This window comes from Nostoc sp. NMS8 (genome assembly GCF_017115045.1).
In the GTDB taxonomy this organism is placed as follows: domain Bacteria; phylum Cyanobacteriota; class Cyanobacteriia; order Cyanobacteriales; family Nostocaceae; genus Nostoc.
Window position 1 is genome coordinate 114,373 of record NZ_JABXKK010000085.1, and the last position, 25,893, is coordinate 140,265.

Sequence of the window (25,893 nt, forward strand, 5' to 3'; positions counted from 1 at the left end):
GATAGCACCACTGGCAAAGAAATCAAAACCCTAACTGGGCATACAAACTCGGTTTATGGCATCAGCTTCAGTCCCGATGGCAAGATGCTAGCTTCTGCCAGTGCTGATAACACGGTGAAACTGTGGGATAGCACCACTGGCAAAGAAATCAAAACCCTAACTGGGCATACAAACTCGGTTTATGGCATCAGCTTCAGTCCCGATGGCAAGATGCTAGCTTCTGCCAGTGCTGACAGCACGGTGAAACTGTGGGATACCAGCACAGGCAAAGAAATCAAAACCCTTACTGGGCATACAAGCGGGATTTTGGGAATCAGCTTCAGTCCCGATGGCAAGATGCTAGCTTCTGCCAGTGGTGACAGCACGGTGAAACTGTGGGATACCAGCACAGGCAAAGAAATCAAAACCCTTATTGGGCATACAGACCCGGTTAATGGCATCAGCTTCAGTCCCAATGGCAAGATGCTAGCTTCTGCCAGTGCTGACAACACGGTGAAACTGTGGAGGCTGGATTTTGATTATTTACTCCAGCAAGGGTGCAGTTTTATGCGCGAGTATTATAAAGTTAATCCCCCTGATAATGAGAGTGACAAGCACCTGTGTGATGGTGTTGGTAATTCGTAATACCGCTACGCAGAAGCAACTTACGTAAGTCTTATTCGTATTAAAAAACCATATCAAATAAAACCATGAAAAAAATTCTCATCCTCTCCGCTAACCCCAAAAACACGGCAAATCTGCGCCTAAATAAAGCTGACTTTTCACGGGATGTGGAAAGGAGGAGTTGGTTCAACACGGTTCGGTTAGTATATTTGGCTTTCGGAGATCCCCCCAACCCCCCTTAAAAAGGGGGGCAAAAGTCTCTTAAAGTCCCCCTTTTTAAGGGGGATTTAGGGGGATCTCCAACGATTTTGGTGTTTGTACAGATTCCCCTTTGCCTTTTCCCCTTAGCCGACAAGTATTGACCTACGCCTAATTCATATTATCCAAACTTGATATTACCTATGCGGGAATCGTTATAAGTAATGCTTAAGCCATAGTTAATACAACTTAAACAGTACTTATTAATGGTGAAGCTGTAGTTACAGACGTTCATTATATGATAAGTAAACTTGAAGCTATAGTTAACACAATTTCTTCTGTAGTTATGAATGCTCAAGCTGTAGTTAACACAGCTTCTTCTGTGGTTATGAATGCTCAAGCTATAGTTAACACAGCTTCTTCTGTGGTTATAAATGCTCAAGCTATAGTTAACACAGCTTCTTCTGTGGTTATAAAGCAAGCGAATTAAAGGTTAGGACATCCTGAAAGCGTGGATGTTAGGAATAGTAATGTTTTACCTCCTGCCGACGCTCGTGGACTCGCTCTAAGCGAAGCCATGCCGAAGGCTTTACGCTGCGCTATCCTGCCTTCTGCCTTCTGCCTCCTGCTATAAATGCTCAAGCTGTAATTAAGATTTGATCGACGCTTTAGATAAATTAAGAGAATTTACCAGTAGTTATCTCATAAAAAGTATAATTGTTTTTGTGGATTTTGCTGAACCAGAATGTATTTTCGGTAGGACATAGTAACTATATAAATGTTACGAGTAACTAAATTTATGTCTTTGAGAAAACGTACATCCCGCGTTCTAGAAAATGCTGAGTTAAGATTTGCTGGACTCAAAGCAATTGATGCCAATCTGGATCTTGGAAATACTTGTAATTTAAAAGTCCTGACAGAAGTAATTGAGCAATTACGCAGCAAGTTAGAAGCTCATAATACTGCTCTCAGCACGATTGACTCTTCCAAAGTAGAAATTGAAGAATTAGAACAAACCTTGGGTACTTTCTCCGAAAAAATGCTCATGGGAATCGGTTTTAAATACGGCAAAGATAGCCGGGAATATGAGATGGCTGGTGGAGTTCGCAAAAGTGAACGTATCCGTAAAAGCAGAGCGACTCGCTTAAAAACTATTGCACAAAAAGCATCTATGCAAGGCACTCAACCCTTGTAGATGTGTAAGCAATACAGTTCGGATCAGCAGGGAAGGAAAAAAAGTTGTTAACCAGTAATTCTTTCTCCCCTGCTTGCCTCAATGCCCGATGACTAAAATTCGCGTTGTGAGAAAATAAAAATAGCGATCGCTAACAACATGGCACTATAAAGTAAGCCATAGCCAGCATTCAAAATCAATGTAGTCGTATCAGGTAGTGCTTGCAAACCATAAACGGCATCATTTTTCAAATCTAATCGAGATAAATCTGGCAAGATGAGAAATAAACCTTGAGTTAGACGTTCTATGCCAGGGTTGCGGCTTAGACGACCAAGTTGTACTAAATCTTGGGTAACATTGCCGATTAAATATATTGCAAAGGTTAAGATAGTCGCTAGCAGAGAAGCAGTAAAAACACCGAAGGTAATAGCCACAGCAGTGATTAATGACAACTGCAAAAATAAGAAAATTGCTGCAATGAAAATACTCGCCGTTGGATGAGGAATATTGCCAAATTGCAGAAATCCCAGATAAATTACTGTCATTATAGCGATCAGTAAGGCTAGTACTGCGGATAAACCCAAGTATTTGCCAACGATGATTTCGCTGCGACTGACAGGTTTAGCAATCAACACCAAGATAGTGCGCTTTTCAATTTCTTTATTAACTAATCCCGTACCAATAAATATCGTAATAATTAGCCCGATGGCATTCATCGCTGCCATCCCAAAGTCTAAAAACATTTTACCTTCAGTCGTAGCTGCAAATTCAGGAAGGGCGCGGAAGGCAATGGCGAGTATTAGCGCATAAAAACCAATAATATATAGTACGCGATCGCGTACCACTTCCTGAAAAACATTCTTTGCCAACACAAAAATTCTGTTAATAGCCATTTGTCATTTGTCATTTGTCATTTGTTATTGGCAAGAGGTAGCGGAAGGGAAAGAGATAATTCTATTGTCCCCCTTGCTCCCTGCTCCCTGCCCCTCTGCCCCACTCCTCACAGCTGTGGAAGTGGTGAACCAGGAATCAATTTACTGGCGACATCGCATTCAATGTCTGCAACTGTAATCTTATTGCCGGAATCGCTGGTTGCTGGAAGTTGTTTAATCCGACAAGATTTTTTCAAGTAATAGCCTCGTGGGTTAGAACTTGGGCCTATCCAAATACTTAGTAAATCTAATATATATCCAGACTTATTATTATCTACACGCGGTTCAATACGCCATACTTTCCTTTCTTCATATTTACCCAGGTTTTTTTGAATTACTTCCCTACCTAGAGTGACTACGCGATGTTCCCGATCTTTCTGGGGAATCAACCATTTCTCTACTTCTGACCAAGGTCTTTTAGCTATTTCTTCTTCTACTATCGGTTGAAGTTTCTCTAGAATTATAGCGCCGTTTCGTGGGATTTTTACTGGTTCTTCTGTTCTGACAACAAAGGTACTACGTTTAAATGTATCTGCCTGCAAACTAGGATATTGTTGTAACCAATTATCCATCACAAAATAAAACTGAATCCAGCAACTTAGCAGCATACTACTAGCAACTAAAATTATGATTCTTTGGCGGTCTTGTGGTTTAGGAATTCGAGCTTTTGCGTCGGTGTCATTTCCTTCGATAAATTCTGGTATTGCCGTAATTAGTGCTGAAAGTGTCGGCCAAAAAACGATTGTTCTTGCTGTAATCACATCCTGTTGATTTCCAAAGGCAAAAACACTTACTAAGAATCCAGTGATGACTGCACCAACTGGCATAAAAGTACCAGGAACCCTTAAAGGATCTTCAGTTGTATACCAAGCTGTGCCAGCAATTAAAAATAACCAACCAAAAAAAGCAATGATATCTTTAATATAACCTGTGGCAAAATATGAGATTCCCCAAGAAAAAACACTCAGATAAATAAATGTCTGCCAAGAATAGGCTTTCGGTGGAACTAATATTTTTCTAATTCCCGCATAAAGCCCTTCCGCAAATTTAAAAACCCCAAATACATCTTTAAGTAGCGTATTCATATTCCTCTTTACACCTGATTAATTAATCACTAATCTTCCTCTGGATTAAACAAGTAAATTCTTGCTATTTTGAACGAAATAATAAGATAATGGTTATAGCAGTATAGCTCAGAGAATTGGCTATTAATATAGTAGTAACTAAATTAGTATTTTGAAAGTTAACGCTGCTTAGACGAAGCCTTTGCTGCCTCTGAGATATTTTATTTTCTTCTTCTTTAGCTTCTTTTTTAACAACTGGTTCATGTAATGAGAATAGTAAAACTCTTAAAATGAAAAATTTCATCAAAAAAGTAGCGAAGAAAATTATACAAGCAGTTAATATAATTAAAGTTTGGGTACTTGGCAATTTAAAACTATTAAAAAGCATATAGTTAATTAATTCTGATTTCACCTGTATCGGTAACAGTGGTTCCGATACAAAAAATATGATCCAACCAATTACACTAGAAAATAGATTAATAGAAATGGCATAAAAAGTACTGGTTTTTTTGTCAAATTTGAGTCGAGAGTGCAAAACATAAGCTTCGATGGGGATGGCAATCATTACAAATAAAAGGTCAAACAAGATTCCACCAATGGGAAAAATCCTCGGAAGCATCCAATCTTCAGGCATGAATCGTCAAGGGTAAGGGTTAACTGTAGAGAGTATAACTGGGATAGTGAGGGTAATGGGGGAAATTATCTCATTGTTTTTGTCCTTTACTATGCTGGTGTGCGAGTATTCCATTATTAATATTTTTAATACATTAATTTAGCCATTGTACGGACTCCTGAGAGCGGCAGTTTATCTACCTGAGAAGACAAGACGTTAGGTAAGATTAAAGATTGCCACGTTATAGCTTTTTGAGAAATGACAAGGAACGGTATTGGTATTCGCACGGCGCAAGTGCGTCAGGAACGGCTCGTTGGTCAAATTCACGTCTATGATGGCGTGGGTAAGGGTAAGTCCCAAGCGGCTTTAGGGGTGGTTTTGCGCTCCATTGGCTTGGGGATAAATACGCCTAGCAATTCTAACCGCGTTTTGCTGTTGCGGTTTTTAAAAGGGCCAGAACGTGATTATGACGAAGATGGCGCGATCGCAGCTTTGCAACGCGGATTTCCCCATTTAATTGACCAGGTTCGCACCGGGAGAGCCGAATTTTTTGGGCATGATGAAATTACCATCTTTGATCGAGATGAGGCGACGCGGGGTTGGGATGTAGCCAAAGGTGCGATCGCTAGCGGCCTATATTCAGTTGTCGTCTTGGATGAAATTAATCCAGTTTTGGATTTAGGTTTGCTACCAGTAGATGAAGTGGTACGGACATTAAAATCCAAACCCCAAGAGTTAGAAATCATCGCCACTGGACGCGCTGCACCGCAAAAGTTGCTTGATATTGCAGATTTGCACTCAGAAATGAAACCTCATCACCACCCAACAGCCAAAGCCCTCTTACTTGAAGGGATTGAAATTTATACTGGTGCTGGTAAAGGTAAGTCTACTAGTGCTTTGGGCAAAGCCTTGCAGGCCATTGGTAGGGGAATTAATCATCCAGGGTCTACCCGTGTATTGATTATGCAGTGGCTTAAAGGTGGTAGTGGCTACACCGAAGATGCTGCGATCGCCGCTTTGCAGCAGTCATATCCAGAAGTGGTGGATCATCAGCGCTGCGGTGGAGATGCCATCGTCTGGCGAAATTCCCGGCAAGAATTAGATTATGTAGAAGCCGAACGGGGTTGGGAAATTGCGAAAGTTGCGATCGCCTCTGGACTCTATAAAACTATTATTCTTGATGAACTCAATCCCACCGTTGACTTAGAATTACTCCCCGTTGAACCCATTGTGCAAGCTTTACTCCGCAAACCCCGCGACACCGAAATCATTATCACTGGCCGCTGTCAAAATCCACCGGCATACTTCGATTTGGCTAGCGTTCACTCAGAGGTTTATTGCCACAAACACTATGCTAATCAAGGTGTAGAACTTAAACGAGGCGTAGATTTTTAAAATAGTCATTAGTCATTAGTCATTAACTATGGACTTTTGATACTAATGATAGAGACAGGTGAAAGGCTAAATGCGATTACCAGTCCCTCTTGCATAATCCAAAATCTAAAATTTTGCTGGCGCACTAGTACCGTAAGGCGGAATTAAAAATTAAAAATTGAAAATCAATACAGCGTAAGCGTTTCATAAATTTGAAATGGGTGGTTTACTTCCGCCGTGCTGTACTAGCATGAATTTTTACTTTTGGGTAGTAAAATATTTTGCACAAAGCGATCGCGTCCTGCTGCCTTTGCTTTATACAACGCCCGATCCGCTGCGGCAATCATTTCTTCTAAGTCAGAATCGGCCTGAGGAATTTCCGTCGTAAACCCGACGCTAATGGTTACATGAGGACTAACTTGGGAATTTTGATGAGGAATTGCTAGTGTTCGGACAGCATGACAAATTTTGTCGGCAACATAAGTCGCCCCCTCGGTGTCTGTGTTGGGTAAAATCACAGCAAATTCTTCCCCGCCATAACGGGCAACTAAATCTCCTGGGCGTTTAATAATATCTTTGATGGCTTGAGCGATTTCTTGAAGACAGCGATCGCCTATCCGATGACCATAAGTATCATTATATAATTTGAAGAAATCAACATCGCAAAGAATCAAGGAAAGCGGATGTTGTTCGCGTTTTAGGCGCTGCCATTCTTGGTTAAGATACTCTTCAAACCGTCGGCGATTAGCTACTTGAGTTAATCCATCGATGGTAACTAATCTCTGCAATTCCATATTCACGGCTTCCAGTTTTTGCCGTAACTGAGATTGCTCAATCAAGCGTTTTACCCGTTGTCGCAAAACTGGCCAATGAATCGGTTTGGTAACATAATCAATTGCTCCCACTGCAAATGCACGGTCAACTGACTCTTGATCCTCCAGTCCTGTAATCATTAAAACTGGAGTGTGCTTGTTATAATCCAGAAGTTGTAACTGAGTGCAACACTCGAATCCATCCAGATCCGGCATTATGGCATCAAGGAGTACTATGTCAGGGTGCAGTTGCTTAAAAACAGTTAAACCCTCCATACCATTTTGAGCTTCCGCTATTTGATAGCCTTCCCGCTCCAAGAAATGCCGCAGTATCAGGCGAATAAATGGTTCATCATCAACAATTAGAACTAAAGATTGGCTTTCTTGAGCAGTGGCTTTCATGGTACTTCCTTCGTGAGTTCTTTTTCCAAGGCAGTTTTAACTTGTTCATATTCCTGATATAGTTGTGAAAATAATTCTAGGATGTTTTCTAATTTACTGTTGCGCCCCTGTGCTTCTAACACCTTGCAAAGCTGCGCCAAGGCGATCGCTCCAACAGAAGCACTGCTGGACTTGAGTTTGTGGGCTGTCTTCCATAGGGTTTCGGTATCCTGATTTATAATGGCTGTGTTTATATCTTCTACTAGTCTCGGTGTTTCTGTAAGATAACACTCAATTAGTTGAGCAAATACTAGACGATCTCCTCTGACCATATTCCGCAAGGATTGGAGGATTTTGGCATCAATATTATTGGCGCTTTTTAATCTCTGGTTTTGCCCTGACTGTAGAATATTTGGCGAAGGTTGCAATTCTGGGTACATCACTTTCCCTTGTTTGACTATGGAAGTCAATTCAGAACTTCTTTGAGGTTGACATTTGCTGAGAGCCTGAGCTAACTCTGGAAGCTGAATCGGTTTGCTAATGTAGTCATCCATACCAGCAGCAAGACAAACTTGGCGATCGCCCCGCATTGCATTAGCAGTTATGGCAATGATATAAGGACGAAAACCCACTCCCCATTCTTGACAGATTCTCCGAGTTGTTTCTAACCCATCCATTTCTGGCATATTGACATCCAGCAACACTACGTCATAAGGCTGTTTTTGCAAAGCTGCGATCGCTTCTAGCCCATTAGTGACGACATCTGCCCCATAACCTATTTTTTGTAGCATCAATAGGGCAACTTTCTGATTGACAACCGTATCCTCTGCCAAAAGAATCCGCAGTGGCAGTCGATGGGCTAAATGCCGATCAACCAAGGGAAAATCAGAAACACTGGCTGGGATCGGCTGATTTCCCAAAATACGGGTAATAACATCGTAGAGTTGAGACTGTTTTATGGGTTTACTCAAAGAGGCAGCAAACTGAACATCATTAAAGTCAGAAGAAGTTTCTACTTTACCCAAAGAAGTCATAATCACTAAAGGCAGATTTTGATAACTAAATTGCTTACGGATTTGACGAGCTAGGGATATGCCATCCATTTCTGGCATCTGCATATCTAAAATGGCAATATCAAACTGTGTTCCCTGAGCAAGTTCAGCTAAAGCTTCTTTCGCAGATTTGGCAGCATAAGTTTCCATCTTCCAAGACTCTGCTTGCAAGCTAAGAATTTGGCGGTTGGTCAGATTGTCATCTACAATCAAGATTCGCTTGGACGCCAGCTGCACTGTCGAAGTGCTTAATTCCGGTTGTTCTGACTGAGCAGCTATTTTGGTTCTAATAGTGAAGTAAAATGTTGAACCTTGGGAAGAATCAGGAGATGATAAGAATTTTCCATTTTTCCATCTACGGCTAGGATTGCCACCGACAAATCCCTGGCTTTCTACCCAAAGAGTGCCACCCATCATCTTACTAAGCCGCTTGCTGATTACCAGTCCTAGCCCTGTGCCGCCATATCGTCTAGTCATAGAGACATCAGCCTGAGTGAAGGGTTGAAATAATCGTTCTATTTTATCTGGTGCGATGCCAATACCTGTATCTTTGATAGCAAATTGAATTTGGACTGGGTACTGGGTACTGGGGACTGGGGACTGGGAAGAAGTTTCTTGATCCTCCTCATTACCCCTTATCCTCAATCCCCGATCCCCAGTCCCCAATTCAACAGAGAGTACCACTTCTCCTTTTTCAGTAAATTTAATGGCATTGTTAAGGAGATTCATCAAGACTTGGCGCAGACGTGTTAAATCGCCGACGATCTGAGTAGGAACTTGGGGCTGGATCAGGTAAACTAATTCGATATCCTTTTGGGCAGCTTTTGGAGCCACAAGTGAAATAGCCTGCTCCACACAAGCCCTTAAATCAAAAGGCTGTTCTTCCAATTCCAGTTTGCCCGACTCAATTTTGGAGAAATCTAAAATGTCGTTGATGATGGTGAGTAAAGCATCTCCGCTACTGCGAACTGTTTCCACAAAGTCTTGCTGTTGAGGCGTGAGGTCAGTATCCAACAGTAAACCTGTCATGGCAATAACAGCATTCATTGGAGTCCGAATTTCGTGGCTCATCATCGCCAAAAACTCACTTTTTGCGCGATTTGCGGCTTCTGCGTGACGTTTTGCTTGCTCCAAAGCAAAGTTTTTCAAGGTAAGTTCTTCCCGTCGGCGCGTTTCTTGTTCCAGTAAGTGAGCTTGTGCTAGAGCAATACCTAATTGAGCCGCCACTGCTTCTAGTAATTCGATTTCGTCTTGTGTCCATTGTCGAAAATAGCTGCATTGGTGTAAGATTATCGCACCATTGGGTTCTCCTTGATAGGATGTACGGATTGACAGCATAGACTTCAGCCCCATTTTTCGGCAGATCGCTTCAGCCCCTTGCAGTAAAGGATCGACGTACACATCAAAAGAAGCGATCGCACTTTCTTGTGCCATCATCTGCTCTGCATAAGGATTATCAGTCAGGGGAACTTCCGATCTCAACATAGTGCAGCGATCGGGGAAAATATTATACTCTGCTACTAGAGGAATTTGGGGTGTGGGATGACTAACGTAGGAATGGATTAGACAGCAATCAACTTTAAAGGCTTGTCCAATTTGGGTAGCAGCCGTCTCAAAGATTTTGCTGGTATCGAGACTTTGACGAATTTCCTGAGTAATTTGTTCAAGTAGTAGAGTGCGATGCAATTGCCTTTGCAGCGCCTCTTTAGCCCGTTTGTTTTCGGTAATATCGTGATTAATGCTAACAGTGGCGATCGTTTCTCCCTGTTCATCCTGTAAGGAGACTACGGTTGTTTCAGAAATTCCCTCGCTACCATCTTTACGAATAAAGTGTATTTCCCCTGACCAGCATCCCTGCTGGTTGATTGTTTCGAGAATTTTGCTGCTTAATGTTGGGGCTACTTCCGGCTGTTGCAAAATACTGGGAGTTTTAGCTAAAACCTCTGCTTTGCTATAGCCATACATGGTTTCAGCCGCAGGATTCCAGTCAATAATATTGCCGATTAAATCTGTGATAATTACACTATCATGCATGTTTTCAAAAGTAAGGGCTTGCCGATGTAGACTCGCTTCGGCAAGCTTGCGTAAGCGCAGCTCATCGTAGACATCGCTAATATCTGTCTGAATCCCAATAAAGTGGCTTAACTCGCCATTTTCGTCATAGATCGGAGAAATACTCAATTGATTCCAGAACAAAGTACCATCTTTGCGATAGTTGCGGAGAACCACTTTACAACTTGTTCCAGCTTGAAGAGATGAGCGCAATTCATTGAGTGCTGGTTGCTGGGTATCTGTGCGTTGCAAAAATCGACAGTTTTGCCCAATCACCTCAGTAGCACTGTAGCCTGTTATTTGCTCAAAGGCGTGGTTGACGTAAATAACCGGATTGTAAGCGAGTCTAGCATCGGCAATAATAATTCCATTACTGGTAGCAGCAAGCGCCCTCTCCCTCAGTCTCAAGGTTTCTTCAACCATCTTTAAATCAGTAATGTCAAACATAAACCCCCTCAGCATCGTAGGAGTTCCTGCTTCTTCAACTACACTAACAATGTCTCGTAGCCAAATAACTCGCCCGTCGGCTGCTAACATTCGATATTCTAATTCGTGATTTTCACACTTAGCAGTTGCTTCTTGGCGAAAATAAACAGACTTTTGCTTGTCATGTGGATGCAGATGATTAACCCAAAAATTTTCCTCGTACCATTCTGCGATCGCATAATTTAGCAAGTCTACCGCTTGCGGCCCAACGTAAGTAAATCGCCAAGTTTTTAAGTCTAATTCCCAAGGGATGACTTTGACAGTTTCCAACAGCTGTCGCAAACGATTTTCACTGGTGCGGAGGGCAACTTCTGTCTGTTCCTGTTCAAAAATCCGATCAGTTAATTCCTGATTTATTGCTTTTATCTGTTGGTTACTTACTTTCATCATCAAGGTGAAATAGATTGATAATATCAGGGTGATAACAAGAAATAACCCTAAAATCAATACTACTTGTGCGAATAACCCCGGAGTTTGGATTAAAAGTCTCTGCCAGAGTAGGACTACAGAGATTGAGTAGACAATCCCCAGCAACAGCGCTAGTAATTCTTGTTTGCGAAAAAATTTCACAGCTTTAAACCAGTCATATCAGTGCTGTTTGACCATTTATTAACCCTCCAGCACTTTAGGGCTTATTAGAGAAGGCAGTCCCGATGAAACAAGTTTCAAAAGCCTTGAATGAAAGAATCACTGGGGACTGGGGATTAGGTACTGGGGACTGGGGAGAATAGTAACTACTCACTCAGCACTCAGCACGGGCTAAACCTTAGCTATCCGCTAACAACACTTTCAAGTCAGGAGGTAGACAGCGCAGCATCTCTTAGAGAGCATCAGGCAGCTATTGCAGGAGTAAAGAACTATAAATGATTTCTGGACTATTACCCAGTTTAAAAAGAAGAATTGTATCCCGCGCTATGCGTCTTGATACAAAGCTTCCCGTCTTGCTTCAATCCCACGCTTTTAAACGTGAGTTACTGCTTTCTCCTGAATACACTAACTTTTATTTCTAAATAATCTAAAATATCAATGTCAAGGGTAAGATTACGAAATTTATTTTTAATAAAAACATTTGTATATAATCTTGGCAAAAAAACTTAATAATTTATAGTTATATAGCAATACAGTTCCGATAAGCCCAAGACACTTGTAGAGACGGCGATAAATCGCCGTCTCTACAACCCAAAATTGTTGCCAGTAGCCCTTAAATGAATCATATTGATTTATATAGGACTAGTATTTGATCGAACAAAATTCAGGAGTCAGAATAGTTAAAGAATAAGAACAACATTTGATGAATAAATATGCTAATTATTCTGTAGTTCTTATAAATTCTGACTCCTGACTCCTGGGTGCTGAATTCTTACGGCAGTTTTAGTTTTTAGCGTAAACCCAAGCGTATTGGGTTATTGTCACCTGTAAGCTGTTACCTATTTTTTAAGATAGGTCTATTTCTGTACTTGTATTTTAAATTACAGCTTCTTGGCGTTGACAATCAAAAACAACCATATAGGAAGCATTTGGTATTTCCTGAGGAAGGTGTCGCATATAGCCATCAGCATCAGAACGGGTGCGGAAGCGAGCAACAATTTCCTGTTGTGTATTAGGAACTAGACGAGCGATCGCCCAAGAATTGAGGCGTTCTTTATAAGCAATAGTCTGATTGTCTGATTTAGAAGCTTTGTTATCCGTATTTTCTGGCATAATTATGTTACCCGTATGAAGTTTAATGAAGAGCGTTAATTAGTTTCTAGGTAGGAATGCACTAACGCTTTTTTTTATGCTGCTGCCACCTTGTTATTCGATTATTAATAAATTGTCAACACTTAGCGCTATCTTTTAGACCAACTTAGTCGAAATTTTCAGATGGTTATGAATCTCAAATCCTTAATCTGCAATTGTTTCCAGCAGACAACAAGGCTCAAGCAAATAGTTTAGCAATTATTGGGTTTGCATAATTTGTATGCCTACACATAAGTAAAATCCGCATCAGTGGTAAAGCGAACATCAATGTCTGAAAAAGTACTATTAGAAACTCACTGAAAAAAGAACAATAACATGCGTAGAATTAATAGGTGCAGACAACCTCTTAATTTTTTTATAGTGCGATAGCTATAGTCAAGCTATATTGCGGGCATTTACGTTTTTTATAATTAGTTTAGAATATTTAAATTTTCATAGTTTATTTAGATATAAAAAAAATGAACTTTTCCTAAAAGTTTTATTATATGTATAGGAAAAATATGTGTTGCAATTATTTAATTTAAAACATCTTGACTAACTGCCATAAAATAGGTAAGATTCTTCCGGCGAAAATATAGCTTTGATAATGAAAACACCGTTTGTAACCTCAATAATTCAAAAACTAGCAGAGGAAATGGAAGCAGTACTTTTGGTAGACCCAAAATGTACAGTTTTAGGAATGATTACGTTTAAAAATGGCAATAAAACTTTTTTTCGTAATAGCAAGTTTAGCATTAATTCTTTTGCTTCTGTAACAATAGCTAAAGACAAAGGGGCTTCAAACTTTTTTTTAAATAAATTTGGTTATAAAGTTACTGAAGGAAAAACATTTTTTGGTGAAGAATTATGTGAAGAAATAGGCGATCTCAAGAATATAGATGCCGGATTTTATTATGCTCAAGAGTTAGGATTTCCTGTAATTGTCAAGCCGATTAATCTCAGTGAAGGAACGTTTGTGACAAAGGTTCATGGCAAGCAAGAATACTATCAAGCAGCCAAGAAAATATTGCGAAAAACTTCAGGATTTATTGTTGAGCGATTCTATAGTGGTAATGATTATAGAATTGTAGTACTTGATGATGAAGTAGTTTCAGCATATCAAAGAATTCCTTTATTTATCATAGGAGATGGTAAATCTAATGTTTTGGAACTTATGCAACAAAAACAGGAAAGTTTTATCAAGAATGGTAGAAAAGAAATTATAGATTTTGAAGATTATAGAATCAAAACAAACTTGCGAAGACGGAAATTAAAGTTTAATACTGTTATACCCAAGAACAATATAGTCTATCTTTTAGACAATGCAAATTTATCAACTGGAGGTGAAGCAGTAGATTTCACTGAAAACATACATCCTGATTTTCAAAAATTAGCAGTAAATATTACAAAAGATATGGAATTGAGATTAGCAGGCGTGGATATTCTGACTAACGATCTAACGTCACCAATGCTAGATTACACGCTCATTGAAGTAAATGGCGCTCCTAGCTTAACTCACTACGCTTCATTTGGTGAAGTTCAGACGAAAAGAGTAGAAAATTTATATCTTAAAGTTCTCAAAGTACTTGAGAACGAAAATAATAGATAAAAGCATTGATTTTGATTAGAGGCGGAGTAAGAGTTACTCCGCTTTAGCTATCTCTTTATCATTCCTTATCTAGTAAGGATTCAAACTCAGCTTGTAAGGCAGTTATATCTGCTAATCTTGTAACTAGTAGATTATCCTTACCAGCATCACTTAAACGTACTTTCCAATAACGAATACTGTCTGAGTTGTTCAACCAAAACTGAATTACGGTATCTACTACTTGATCTAGATTCCAACCCCATTTTGCTGGAACTGATTCTACTGATTCTAGAAATGTATCTAGTGTACATGTAGGCATTCCCAAATATTCCACACCTTGGTGGTATAATTTTTGTCCACTTTGCTGTTGGTGATTAAAAAACTGCAAAAGTGGTGAGACTCCTACAATATCAAAAGTGTATTTCATGCTAGTACTCCCAGTTTTAGACTATTTGTAGGGAAGATTTAGTTTTTTCTAAAATCACCTCTGGAAAGGAACTAAAGCATCTAGAAAAAGTTTAGATTTGGTTTAGATCATCGACATTAAACCTCAGTCATAAATTAGCACTGGCAAGCGTTGAGTGCTAATATTTATTTAGGAGTTTGATTGATTATTAAAGAGTTTCAGGCATTAATTTAGTGAATGTATATATTTTTAATAATTATTTAATATTTTGCGTAAATCCCTATCTTGTCTGCAAGATGCTAATGCGAACAAAGTACTCCTAAGATATAACTTGAAAAGCGGTGTAAATTGGTGGTGCAGTTCTGAAAGTGTCACTCACCATACTCGCCTTTTGATTGAGGCAGTGATACGATTTAGATGTGTGAGGAGCAAGTTAGAAATAAAAAGCGTCTGGGGTGGAAACACGGCAACACTCCCAGACGCTTTTTAATTGGCATACAGAAAAAGTTTTTGAGATAATCACCTAAAGTTCAAAATATCGTATACAGCCTTTGCTGTATAATCAGTAAACTTAAAGCGAAACTTGGTACGATCTGCACGTTGGTAAAAGATTCTGCACCAAATACTTAAGGAAATAGATCGGCATCCGAAGCAGCAATAGCCAAATCTAAAATCTAAAATCCAAAATCCAAAATTCCTTAAGTCGTACCAAATTCAGATTGTAAAGCTTCATCGTTATTATCAGCGATCGTTGCCACAATTGTAATTAGCCGAGATACTTCACCAGGAGCTAATTCTGCTAGGGTGCGTGTTGATATTACAACTACGCGATTTTCAATAATACCGAAACGTGCTTCAAAAGTGCTAGAGCAGTTCAACTCTAAAAGATAACGCAGCAATCTAGGTTCATCTTTAGCAGGTAGATTTAGCACTGTAGACCAAACCGTTATGGTGTCTTCATCGGTTGTGCCATTGAGTTGGACAAAGACTTCTACACTTCCGTACTTAAACTTCCAGAGATAACCACCTTCTGGAGTGTGGCTAACCATCGCACTATCATCTTGTTCCAAAGAGTCGATGACATTTTCAATTACCTCCACATGGTTAATGCTGGTTGTCTCAGTGATTAGCCCATTAATGGATTCGTTATTAGTTAGGGTTTCTGGGTAGCTTGTCATACAGATTTTTTTCTCAACATACTCGCTATTTTATCTACACATATCTGAATAATACCAATTTGAAAAAAGAATGCGGCAAATGGTAAATGTTGGTTTATTTATGCCGTGTTGTACTAGAGTAAGTGCTATGTCACCAGAAAGCGATCGCTAATTTTTTATAATTATCACAGCTGGCTGGATGATGTGATCGCAAGCGATTACTCCCTATTCTCCATCTTCACCAAGGATTACCAACCATTGTGAATCCAGCCCAGTAATAAGGATGCGTCAGGGATTCATCAGCGCTGTCAGCAGGTAAAGGCAAGTTTCCAACGACTCCCAAACCTTGCACTTGTCCATCCTTTACGAAAATCTGCCCTTTGACCATAGCTACCTGAGCCTCTCTGAGAGCTTCTGCCTTAATCGGGGCTGTCTTTAAGTTCTCATAAAATTTCGTCATCAGCGCTGCTGTCCCAGCATCATTAACCGACCAAAGACTAGCAACACTAGTTTTCACACCTGCCAGCACTGCTAAACCCGCAAATCCTAGTTCAGATTCTTCATCACCCAAAGCTGTTCTACAAGCACTCAACACCAGCATTTCAACTTCGGGTTCATTCAGCCGCAACTGTCGTAGTTGATTCAAGCGTAACTTGTCTTCCCACAGTTGAATATAGGAATTACTCAAAGCACCAGTGGCAAAATCGGCATGGGTTGCCATGTGAATAATTCCAAAAGGTTGTTGGCGGCGGATGGTTTTGAGATTGTCTAAGGTGGCTTGCTTGTCTAACAATAATTTGCCCTGCCAGAGTTTAGACACCAGTGTTGATAATTCCAAGGGAACTGCTGGTAAAGGCTCTTGTCCTTGTGTACTCTGAGAAACTCCCAACGCTAAAATTTGAGATTTTTTAATGTCTTTATAAAGGGTGTTAGTCAAGCTAATACTCGGCATCAAGCCAATACTATATTTTTCTACTAGAAACTCTTTACCATCATGAAGCGCTGCCATTGGGGTTGAACGTAAGCCAATATCTGGGAGAAAAACTAGATTATTGATTTCTCTTGCCTGTAAATCTGCTTGTAGTGGTGCAATAATCCAGCGATAAAGTTGTTGGGATGAACGCAAGTAACCGGTGCGGCGACGATTTTGTGGGCTAACGATTTGATCACGAAATTCTTGAGCGACTTGGAGAACTTTGGCTCTGGTAGTTTCTGGGATGCGCTTGCGGATAGGATCGCCTTTTCCAGTTATTACGACTATTTCCAGTTGGTCGCTATCTTGTTCTGCGAGAGTATTCAATTGTTTAGTAGATTTTTGAGCTTTACCAAAACTTCCCTCTGGTATAACCTCCACAGGAACAAAGCTGATATAGATAAATGCAGGTTTAACGCCAGTAGCTTCTTCAATTTTGCGAGCAATTTCTTTTGACTCATCCAGGGTTTTGATTCTAGGAGTAGGGATGCCTAAATGGTCGCCAAAATCATCTGTGAATTTATCTTCGGGTGTGGGATCGGTATTAATAATGGGGTTGTCAATTTTAGGATTATTGGGGCCAGGAACATTCGGTTTACCTGGAGTACATTGGAATGAGCAAGGGGGAGGATTCGGGGTAAAAGTTGGGGTAGGAATTGGAGTAGGAATTGGGGTAAAAGTTGGAGTAGGAACTGAAGTAGGAATTGGAGTAGGAGTCTGACTGACATTGATTCCTATCTGTACAGGCACAGAAGACGAAACGCGGTCATTTGCACTAATTACAAAGGCATTTAGTGACCCATTCACATCAGTTGGAGGGGTATAGACTAAAGTATCGCCGTTAGATAAGGTAGTTACACCAGGGATGACAGGAAGGCCATTGACAGTCAGATTTCCTGTATTCACTACATCAACCTGGATGGAGGTGATGTCATTATTAGTATCGCTAACGAGTGGAGCCAAACTAGAGAACGTCAAGGTCACTGCTTGATTAGTCTGGGTATTGGGTAGCGATGAGTTTGCCGTTAATATCGGTGGGGTGTTGACAGATGTAATGGTGATTCGGGTTGGAGTACCAGTCGCATCTCCACCATTTGGCAAGACTGGAAAGTTGCCAGAAGCGAGGATTGAAGTGTCTCCCGCATTAATTGTTCCGGCTGTGCCATTGGTACTCGTCGCATCACCTACGATAAATGGCACATTATTTTGACCACCATCATGTCGAATTGCGATAGTGCCTCCCGCAATGCTAGTGGTTCCTCCTCCTCCAAAATCCAAAATTCCGCCAGTAGCGATGGTTGTACCTGTCCCTATTCCTTGCACCAGTCCATTTGTCAGCACTTGGACATTGCCACCTTGACCAGTGTTACCAGCACCAAAGTCTGTTGTGGCTTGAGTATTAATACTGGTAAAAATAATTCTGCTGTCGGCAGCATTGGTAGTCTGTAAAGTCACATCGCCAGATGTAACATTTCCAGTCCCATCTACTCCGATCGCACTGGCTGAGGCATTAATACCATCATTAACGGTGATATTATTTGTAGCAGTTAAGGTGACTGTGCCAGCCGTGCCGGTAAAATCGCCACCTCCTGTTTTGACTACAGACGAGTTAATTGCCCCAGTGGTGATATTGCCGTTTGTGGTTGTTGCTACTACACTACCAGCGCTACCTGAATTACCAGCATCATTTGAAAAAGAATCAATCCTACCTGTGAGGATATTGCCTGCGGCACTCAAACTCACTGTTCCAGCAGTATTAATAGTATTAAACCCTTCAGTGTTGCTAGTATCGAGATTATTTAGAGTAATCCCACCACCGCTGCTTGCGACTGTAATATTACCTGCCAAGTAGCCTTGGCCACTGGCGATAATGTTGCCCGCAACGATGTCGCCAGTCGCAGACAAGTTTACATTGCCACTATTGCCAGAAAAATTAGTAGTTGTATTGAGATTGCCCAGTGATAAACTAGCTCCAAAAATGTTAATGGCTCCTCCCGTTGTTTGGATGGTGTTGGTAGGGTCAACAAAGTTTACAGAACCAGTTTGTGAGGAGAGGCTGAAACTACCGCCAGTACCCAAGTTTAATGTAGCGACACCAGCAGCGGTCGTGACTCCAGGTGTAGCTCCGGTGATATCGTTGATGGTAATATTACCTGTGGCTTGTAAGTTGATATTTGCACCTGAGGCTGCGATCGCACCCCAAGAAACTGTATTAGCCCCAATATCTGCATCGCCAAAGGCTATATTGCCTGCTGTGGCATCAAAAGTCCCTGCTGCACCATCGATAATTGTCAATGTGCTGGGGTCTAGCAATAAAGTACCAAAGTTGCCATTGACGGCTGAAGTATCTACCAAACCGTTGAAGGTTAAGAAATTTTTGCCCGATACTTCTACAAAACCACCATTCCCGGCATTTGCTCCTCCACGAGCCGAAATTTTACCAAAATATTGGGTTGTGTCATTACCCCAAATAATGATGCGTCCGCCGTTTCCATTCAAATTGCTATCAGCATTAATGACGGATTTTGAGTCCACATAAGCCCGATCTGCGTTGGGTAAAGTCCCCTTACCTTGAAAATCACCGCCAATTAGCACAGTACCGCCGCCATTGGTTCCAGTGGCGTTAATGTTGGCATCAATCACCGCGACTCGTTGACCCAAAGCAGTTACTTTACCGCCTGTTTGACTCGATACATCTACTGTTCCAGAAACAATGGTTGTCCCTGGAGTTGTGGGAATTGTCACATTAGAGGCTGTTAATTTTACACTCCCATCAGGATTAGTAGTTAACCCTGTGTTCCCAACTGTGAGCAATTCCGGTAAAGATACAATGGGAATTGTCCAGTTATTGGGTTGGCTGCTACTAGAGGCGAGGGGCTGAATTTCTAGAGTCAACAGATTTCCTGGCTGACTAAGACGCACCCAATTTTCCCCTGGTACGGATGTGACAGAAATTTGTCCTCCCGGTGCTGAAAGTTGCCCAGTGTTGACTACAGTACCGCCTAATAAATTCAAGTTTTGTCCAGCACCTACTGTCAAATTTCCAGCGTTGGCGATCGCTCCTGGCTGGTTCGTACTAAAGGCAAATCCGTTGGGGTTTCCAACTAAATTACTGTATTCATTAACACCGATAGCATTAAACCAACTGCTGCCAAAACCAATGCCGTTAGCTGTTGTCACCGTGAAAGCATTAGGCACATTTAAACTGGCGTTTGCTCCAAAAATAAATCCGGCTGGATTCATCAAAAAAAGGTTAGGATTGCCACCTGTTACTTGAATTAAGCCATTAATAACCGAGGCATTCCCGCCTGTGATTCGACCAAGGATATTTTGCAGCGTCGGACTAGCTTGAAAATTGGCGATTTGTTCTGGTGAAATCCCAAATTTTTGAAAGCTGTGGAACAGATTTGCACCATCTCTAGAAGTTGTGCCGCCAGTAATATCAAGTCGATTGCCGTTGGGCGTAACAATTGTGTTTGTCCCATCGTTAGCAGGAACTATTTGTTGTGCTTGGGCTAATCTGGGACTTACCAGCGAGGCAATAACTAGGACTGAAGCGGCGATATTAGACAATAAGGATTTTTTGCGCCGCAATATAAAGCGACCTGTGAGTAATTCTACATCGATTTGTAACTTATCTGCTAATCCGCGTCGCCAAAGTGCTTGTGCGATCGCTCGCTTAGACCAGAGTATTTGTTCTTTTTGTCTAGTAACAGAGATGCATTGAGGGTGATTTCGGTAAAAATAAAGTGGCTCTTTGACTCGTAGCACTTGGGCTACTTCTGAAAGTCGCAGACATAAGTCATAATCATAGGCACAGCAAGAGAATGATTCGTTAACACCTCCCACTCGGTCATAAACCGATCGCCGCATCAAGCGGAAGTGAAACGTCATGAAGTTCACCAATAGACCTGCTTGAGAGTAAGGAATGTTACAACGATGACCGTAGCTGATAACTTTGCCGTCTTGATCTATATTTAAATAGTCGGTGTAAACAAATCCTGCTTCTGGATGGCGGTTGAGGACTGTGGCGGTCTGGGCAAGGGCGGTAGGGGCTAAGATATCATCACTGTCTAATATACCGATGTAAGTTCCCTTAGTTTGGGCGATTGCTGCCTTACAAGCCGCAGCAACTCCTTGATTCTCTGCCTCCACTACCCGCACTCGTTCATCTTGTTGAGTATGGACATGAGCGATCGCCACCGATCTATCTGTGGAGCCATTATCCCAAATTAATAGCTCAAAGTCTTGCCATGTCTGCGCTAAGACGCTAGTGATCGCTTCTTGAAGGTAAGACTCGCGGTTGTAATTGACGATGACAATGGAGATCAGTGGCGACATCGAAGTATTCCCAAGTTTTTTACCTGTTACCACAATATAGTGCTAGGGACTATCACTTAGAATAAATCGCCGTTAATTATAGTTTTAGTTACAAATCTTCTGAAATCTGAATGTCAAAAATATGATATTGAAATACTTATCGTATCCCCATCAGCCCAGTCGTTAGATAAGACACTCCATTGAGAAATGAGCAAAGAAACAGAAACTAGTATTAAATCTGAAATAATTACTCAGCAAAAGATTGTCTGTTTCTCTCATCAGGTAGAAACTTGGCGGAGTTTGGCAACTACTAAACGGAGTAAGCACAGTTTCAGTTTTCAGTGTTGCTTGCTAATTCTGCCTGCGGTCTGGATTTTAACTGCAAATGAACTGAAAGCTACAGCGAACATTTTTACACCAGACTCGGCTAAAAATAGCAGTCAGCCAGAGTTACAAATAGTACAAGAAACAGAACCTACCCCGACAACTAAGCCCAATCAAACCGAACCGAATCCACAACCAGAAACACCACAACGTATTCGGGTTCGTAAAATCCAGGTTGTAGGTAGCACAGTTTTTAATGAAAATGACTTTAATCCAGTAGTCAAACCCTTTGAAGAACGGGATTTAACTTTAGAAGAAATCAGACAAGCCGCAGATGCTATTACCCAGCTTTACCTAAATAAAGGTTATATAAATTCCAGAGCAGTTCCAGACACTAAACAATCTAGTACCGCAGATGGTGTTGTAGTAATTCGGGTGTTGGAAGGGCGTTTGACTGAGATTGAGATTCAGGGGACGCGGCGATTAAACCCATCTTATATTCGTAGTCGCATCCAATTAGGTGCTAGTATCCCTCTCAATACTGGTAAGCTCGAAGAACAACTAAAATTGTTGCGACTCGATCCCCTATTTACCAATGTGGAAGCGCGTCTGCGTCCAACGGGTAAAGTTGGTCAAAGTGTTCTCATTGTCAGAGTTGAAGAGGCAAACCCTTTAACTGGTAGCTTGGGTGTAGATAATTATTCGCCTCCCAGTATTGGAGCGGAAAGATTGGGTGTTGAACTGCGATCGCGCAATTTAACCGGTATGGGAGATGAGTTAGCAGGCTCATATTACCATACACTCTCTGGTGGTTCAGATGCCTTTGATTTTAGTTATCAGGTTCCTGTGAACGCCATGAATGGCAAAGTGCAGATTCGAGCAGCATTGAATCGTAACGAAATCACTGAGCCACCCTTTAATGCTTTTGGCATTCGGGCAAACCAGGATCTTTATGAAATCAATTATCGTCAACCATTGATGCGATCGCCTAAAGAAGAATTTGCCTTATCTTTAGAATTTACCTATCAAGATGGTCAAACTTTCCTGTTTGATAACCTCGCAACTCCCTTTGGCATTGGGCCTGATGCCAATGGCGTGAGCCGCACCAGTGTAATTAAATTTGGTCAAGATTATATCAAGCGCGAACCTCAAGGAGCTTGGTTTTTGCGATCGCAATTTAACTTTGGCATTGATATATTAGATGCAACTATCAACAATGACCCCATACCCGATGGTCGCTTTTTTAGTTGGCTAGGTCAAGCCCAGCGCGTGCAGCAACTTAGCAACGATCATTTATTGCTCATCCAAGCAGACTTGCAGCTGACACCAGATAGTCTTTTACCTTCCCAGCAATTTGTCATTGGCGGCGGACAATCTGTAAGGGGATATCGTCAAAATATCCGTTCTGGGGATAATGGATTTCGGGTAGCGATCGAAGATCGGTTTACAGTGCAGCGTAATGAATCTGGATTATCCACAATTCAACTTGCGCCATTTGTAGATATGGGAGCCGTCTGGAATCAGTCTAATAATCCTAATCAGCTACCCAATCAAACTTTTTTAGTGGGTGCAGGGTTAGGATTCTTGTGGAATCAGGCATTGGGAATTGATAATCTCTTTATGCGTCTCGATTATGGATTTCCATTTATCGATCTTAGTGATCGTGGTAATAATGCTCAAGATGATGGCTTTTACTTTAGTCTTCGCTATCAACCCTAATAATTTTGGCTGCATTATACTTATTATGCTAAATTCACAACTTCTAAAAGGGAATAGAGAACTCTTAAGGCACTGATAAAGAAAAAAATAATTAACTCTTGTGGGTTGGGCATCTTGCCAGCCGGGAATTGAAATTCCCGTCTAATAGCTAAAGTCATCTGAAGATGACTAAATATCGCCAAAAATTTCCAGTCTACTTCAGTATACTTAAGCTATTAGCCCGAAAATTTATTTTCGGGCGGGCATGGAAGCCAACAGTTAAGCTATTTCCACCTTAAGTTGACACCAATGGCATCTTGCCCGCCCCACAATATTAGATAATTTAGCCCCTACACCCCTAATGAAGCCTTCTTCACCCTTCTTCACCATATTGATTGGTGTTTTCCGCAAGCAAAATGCTATTTTACTTAGTAAAAATGCTATTTTGCTTTTGATTTCAGTATTTTCCACAGTTAACTACCTTTCTCTCCTGCGTTAACTTAATCTTTAAACCTAAGAATATTCACTTTTTCTGGAATTTAAATTTTCCGGTGTGTATTTACACACAGATCAAAATTAAGTCTATAACTTTAACAAAGAATTACAGGAGTAAACTTATGACAGAATCTAACTCGCAAGACAAAAACAACTTTCTCTATCCTCGTAGTCGGTATTATGGTAAATTCCAGCCAGAAAACTTAGTGTTTAATGCTAACCTCCAAGAATTTGCCCAAAAAATTAGTTACATCACCTGCCTAGAAACAGGGGGAAAACTGTCTCAGGATGAAGCTTACGAGCAAATTAAGGTACTTTGGAAACAGTTGAAACACAGTAAAAAGCAACTGGCTATTAGTGATAAAGAAGTTTGAAATAATCGGCATTGGAAAGAGGCGGGGGGCAGGGGCATAAAGAGGTAATTTTCTGATTCTCCCTCATCGCTTTTAGGAATAAGAATTAAATAACATACAATACAATTTATGTTCCTGGCTTACCTCACCCTCAATCCCTCTCCTTATAAAGGAGAGGGAAGTTAGAAATAGGATGAAGTTTTGCATTCTTATTCAATGCATTGTTCCTTACCTAGTTAATTACCTTCTACCAAAGTCCAGAAATAGCCATCTGGTGAGACAAAAGAGAAACTCGTCTCGCCAAATTCATTACTAATGATGTCTGTAACTTTTTGTGCAGTACTTGCCTTGATGCGATCGCTATATTCCTGTATTCCTTTAACTCGATAGGTATATAAAGACATACCCAAGCTACCTGGTTGGGCTGCCTCAAAGCGCGATTCTAAATCAGTGGATTCTGGGAATCGGATCACATAAAGTCTACCGCTACGTGTAGCCATGAGGTCAGACTGAGAAGAACGAGGATCGTCAAAGGTAGTGACAATAAACTTTTCACCAGGATTAAGGTCAAAAATATCTTTACCTGCTGGCGAAGATTCATAGCTAGTTTCGACACCATCCCGCACACGCAGCAAACCCAAAACTTCTTCATAAAACTTCAGGGTTTCTTTGCTGTCATCTTGAACAATAATCCCCATGTGGGTAAACTGACTAGTTTTGAGTGCCGCATTCTGGTTAACTTGTCCGTAATGCGGTAATGTATAGCCAAACCGTTGAAACAAAACTTGTCTAGCTAAAGGTTGCAGCAGCAACATTTCTCGCACGCCAACTGCTGGTTCAATAAAAGGACGGCTTTTCCTCTCTTTGTTGTAGATGACTTCCCAATAAGGGTTAGAGTACCTAATAGGGAAACCTGCTGCCTTTGCATCTTCTATATGATTTAAGATACTTAAAACATCCGCAGTTAAGCTTGTTGCCCAGCGATTTCCCTTAATTTTCATTGACGCTGTTCCCAAACCTTCATTGGTGGGATTTTGCCAAACCATCAGCCGAATCAAACCATGATCTGCATTTTGGTGGTATAAACGAATTGAGCGTAAAGACGAATTCACCCCATATAATTGATGGGCTACATCTGCGGTTAATTCACCCACTTTACCAATGCGATAGCCAAATTGCTCCCAATACTGAATTGCAGAAATTGGCTCTGGGATGCCGATGCAGACTTCATAGATACCTTCAATAGTGGTTTGTTGTTCGTGAGTCATAATGAGTGCTGAGTTAGGAGTTGGGAGTTTTCATGCAGAGACATGGAAACAAGAGAAAAGAAAGTGTTTACAAAAGTATCTCAGAAAGAATCTGAAAAACAACAACCTTTTTTTGTAGCTTATGATGTACTTACAAAAGTGAGATATCTAATATATAAAGTTCAAAATTCTTCTGATTACACGTAATTAGCGATCGCAATCAAATTTTTTAACAGGAGTTAAGCTATGGCGCAGCGATTGACTCAAGAGCAATTATCACAAATAGTCACAGAAGTACAAGGGCTGCAATTGCGTCGGGATGCAGAACTAGACCAACAGCAGGTTAGAGAAATTTTACAGGAGTTGAATTTACCGCCTGAGTTATTAGATGAAGCGCTGATTCAGTTAAATCGCCGCCAAGCACTGGAGGTACAGCAACGCCGGAATCGATGGATGATCTCTGGAGTGGTGGCAGTTGTAGTGGTTGTCATTGCATCTACAATATTTTTTATGCAGCAGCAAAATTCTGCACTTTCTCGTGTTTCTGCTCAACAAGACCGCATCACTTTGGCACAAAATAGTAGCGAGAACTTAAAGACAATTTCCCGCCAAACTAATCCAGAAGTGTTGTATCATGTCACCTTAAAGGATGCTCCTTTAGGTAAAAAGCTGGCTCTCTCTTGTAATTGGATTGACCCAAGCGGTCAAATTGTCAAGCAAAACAACTATCAAACCCGCGAGATTAATACGTCTGTTTGGGATACGCAGTGTCGCTACACTATTAACTCGGCTGCAACTGTTGGTAATTGGAAAGTGCAGATGTTCCTAGAAGGTCGGCAGATTAGCGATGAAACTTTTGAAGTTAAATAAAT

General features: G+C 41.0%; 18 protein-coding genes. 8 read left to right on the forward strand and 10 right to left on the reverse strand.

The features are described 5' to 3' along the window. The 3 genes from HWQ39_RS16280 to HWQ39_RS16290 all read left to right on the forward strand — a co-directional run. Positions 1–624 (forward strand): WD40 repeat domain-containing protein (locus HWQ39_RS16280; RefSeq protein ID WP_292846863.1); only part of this gene is annotated, 624 nt, incomplete at its 5' end. Between the two features lie 475 nt (positions 625–1,099). Continuing rightward, positions 1,100–1,291, forward strand: coding sequence for a hypothetical protein (locus HWQ39_RS16285; RefSeq protein WP_292846866.1), 192 nt, complete (start codon positions 1,100–1,102; stop codon positions 1,289–1,291). A gap of 309 nt (positions 1,292–1,600) precedes the next feature. Next, positions 1,601–1,996: a hypothetical protein gene (locus HWQ39_RS16290; RefSeq protein WP_292846869.1), complete on the forward strand. Its 396-nt coding sequence runs from the start codon at positions 1,601–1,603 to the stop codon at positions 1,994–1,996. 92 nt (positions 1,997–2,088) lie between these two features. On the opposite strand, the gene HWQ39_RS16295 is transcribed toward HWQ39_RS16290, so the two are convergent. From HWQ39_RS16295 to fraC, 3 genes are all read right to left on the reverse strand, one after another. Beyond that, positions 2,089–2,868: an ABC transporter permease gene (locus tag HWQ39_RS16295; protein ID WP_292846871.1), complete on the reverse strand. Its 780-nt coding sequence runs from the start codon at positions 2,866–2,868 to the stop codon at positions 2,089–2,091. A gap of 107 nt (positions 2,869–2,975) precedes the next feature. After that, positions 2,976–3,992, reverse strand: a complete 1,017-nt coding sequence (gene fraD, locus HWQ39_RS16300; RefSeq protein WP_292846874.1) for a septal junction protein FraD — start codon at positions 3,990–3,992, stop codon at positions 2,976–2,978. Positions 3,993–4,056: 64 nt separating this feature from the next. Then, complete coding sequence (gene fraC / locus HWQ39_RS16305) at positions 4,057–4,605, reverse strand: filament integrity protein FraC (RefSeq protein WP_292846877.1); 549 nt, start codon at positions 4,603–4,605, stop codon at positions 4,057–4,059. A 237-nt stretch (positions 4,606–4,842) separates the two neighbouring features. Between fraC and HWQ39_RS16310 the strand changes: the two genes are divergently transcribed. Beyond that, the gene (locus tag HWQ39_RS16310; protein ID WP_292846879.1) at positions 4,843–5,979 is read left to right on the forward strand and encodes a cob(I)yrinic acid a,c-diamide adenosyltransferase; all 1,137 of its coding nucleotides are present in this window, start codon (positions 4,843–4,845) and stop codon (positions 5,977–5,979) included. A 224-nt stretch (positions 5,980–6,203) separates the two neighbouring features. Here the strand turns inward: HWQ39_RS16310 and HWQ39_RS16315 are convergent, their stop codons facing one another. The 3 genes from HWQ39_RS16315 to HWQ39_RS16325 all read right to left on the reverse strand — a co-directional run bounded on the left by HWQ39_RS16315 (position 6,204) and on the right by HWQ39_RS16325 (position 12,442). Then, positions 6,204–7,172 (reverse strand): PleD family two-component system response regulator, encoded by a 969-nt coding sequence (locus HWQ39_RS16315; RefSeq protein WP_292846882.1) that lies wholly within the window; start codon positions 7,170–7,172, stop codon positions 6,204–6,206. Then, on the reverse strand, positions 7,169–11,311 hold the full coding sequence (locus HWQ39_RS16320; protein ID WP_292846885.1) for a PAS domain S-box protein: 4,143 nt from the start codon (positions 11,309–11,311) through the stop codon (positions 7,169–7,171). Before HWQ39_RS16320 ends, HWQ39_RS16315 begins: the two co-directional genes overlap by 4 nt. Before the next feature lie 894 nt (positions 11,312–12,205). Beyond that, positions 12,206–12,442 (reverse strand): hypothetical protein, encoded by a 237-nt coding sequence (locus HWQ39_RS16325; protein WP_292846888.1) that lies wholly within the window; start codon positions 12,440–12,442, stop codon positions 12,206–12,208. Positions 12,443–13,067: 625 nt separating this feature from the next. Between HWQ39_RS16325 and HWQ39_RS16330 the strand changes: the two genes are divergently transcribed. Continuing rightward, positions 13,068–14,069 (forward strand): cyanophycin synthetase, encoded by a 1,002-nt coding sequence (locus tag HWQ39_RS16330; RefSeq protein ID WP_292846891.1) that lies wholly within the window; start codon positions 13,068–13,070, stop codon positions 14,067–14,069. A 58-nt stretch (positions 14,070–14,127) separates the two neighbouring features. Here HWQ39_RS16330 and HWQ39_RS16335 read toward each other — a convergent pair whose 3' ends face one another. The 3 genes from HWQ39_RS16335 to HWQ39_RS16345 all read right to left on the reverse strand — a co-directional run bounded on the left by HWQ39_RS16335 (position 14,128) and on the right by HWQ39_RS16345 (position 20,925). Then, on the reverse strand, positions 14,128–14,475 hold the full coding sequence (locus HWQ39_RS16335; RefSeq protein ID WP_292846894.1) for a hypothetical protein: 348 nt from the start codon (positions 14,473–14,475) through the stop codon (positions 14,128–14,130). A 677-nt stretch (positions 14,476–15,152) separates the two neighbouring features. Next, positions 15,153–15,632, reverse strand: a complete 480-nt coding sequence (locus HWQ39_RS16340; RefSeq protein ID WP_292846897.1) for a YbjN domain-containing protein — start codon at positions 15,630–15,632, stop codon at positions 15,153–15,155. Positions 15,633–15,849: 217 nt separating this feature from the next. Continuing rightward, positions 15,850–20,925: a CHAT domain-containing protein gene (locus tag HWQ39_RS16345; protein WP_292846900.1), complete on the reverse strand. Its 5,076-nt coding sequence runs from the start codon at positions 20,923–20,925 to the stop codon at positions 15,850–15,852. Between the two features lie 186 nt (positions 20,926–21,111). Here HWQ39_RS16345 and HWQ39_RS16350 point away from each other — a divergent pair, with 186 nt between their 5' ends. Next, positions 21,112–22,947 (forward strand): ShlB/FhaC/HecB family hemolysin secretion/activation protein, encoded by a 1,836-nt coding sequence (locus HWQ39_RS16350; protein WP_292846903.1) that lies wholly within the window; start codon positions 21,112–21,114, stop codon positions 22,945–22,947. A 596-nt stretch (positions 22,948–23,543) separates the two neighbouring features. Continuing rightward, on the forward strand, positions 23,544–23,795 hold the full coding sequence (locus HWQ39_RS16355) for a hypothetical protein (RefSeq protein WP_292846906.1): 252 nt from the start codon (positions 23,544–23,546) through the stop codon (positions 23,793–23,795). A gap of 215 nt (positions 23,796–24,010) precedes the next feature. On the opposite strand, the gene HWQ39_RS16360 is transcribed toward HWQ39_RS16355, so the two are convergent. After that, positions 24,011–25,042: a VOC family protein gene (locus HWQ39_RS16360; RefSeq protein ID WP_292846909.1), complete on the reverse strand. Its 1,032-nt coding sequence runs from the start codon at positions 25,040–25,042 to the stop codon at positions 24,011–24,013. Positions 25,043–25,267: 225 nt separating this feature from the next. Here HWQ39_RS16360 and HWQ39_RS16365 point away from each other — a divergent pair, with 225 nt between their 5' ends. Then, the gene (locus HWQ39_RS16365; RefSeq protein ID WP_292846912.1) at positions 25,268–25,891 is read left to right on the forward strand and encodes a DUF3859 domain-containing protein; all 624 of its coding nucleotides are present in this window, start codon (positions 25,268–25,270) and stop codon (positions 25,889–25,891) included. The last annotated feature ends 2 nt before the right edge of the window (positions 25,892–25,893 follow it).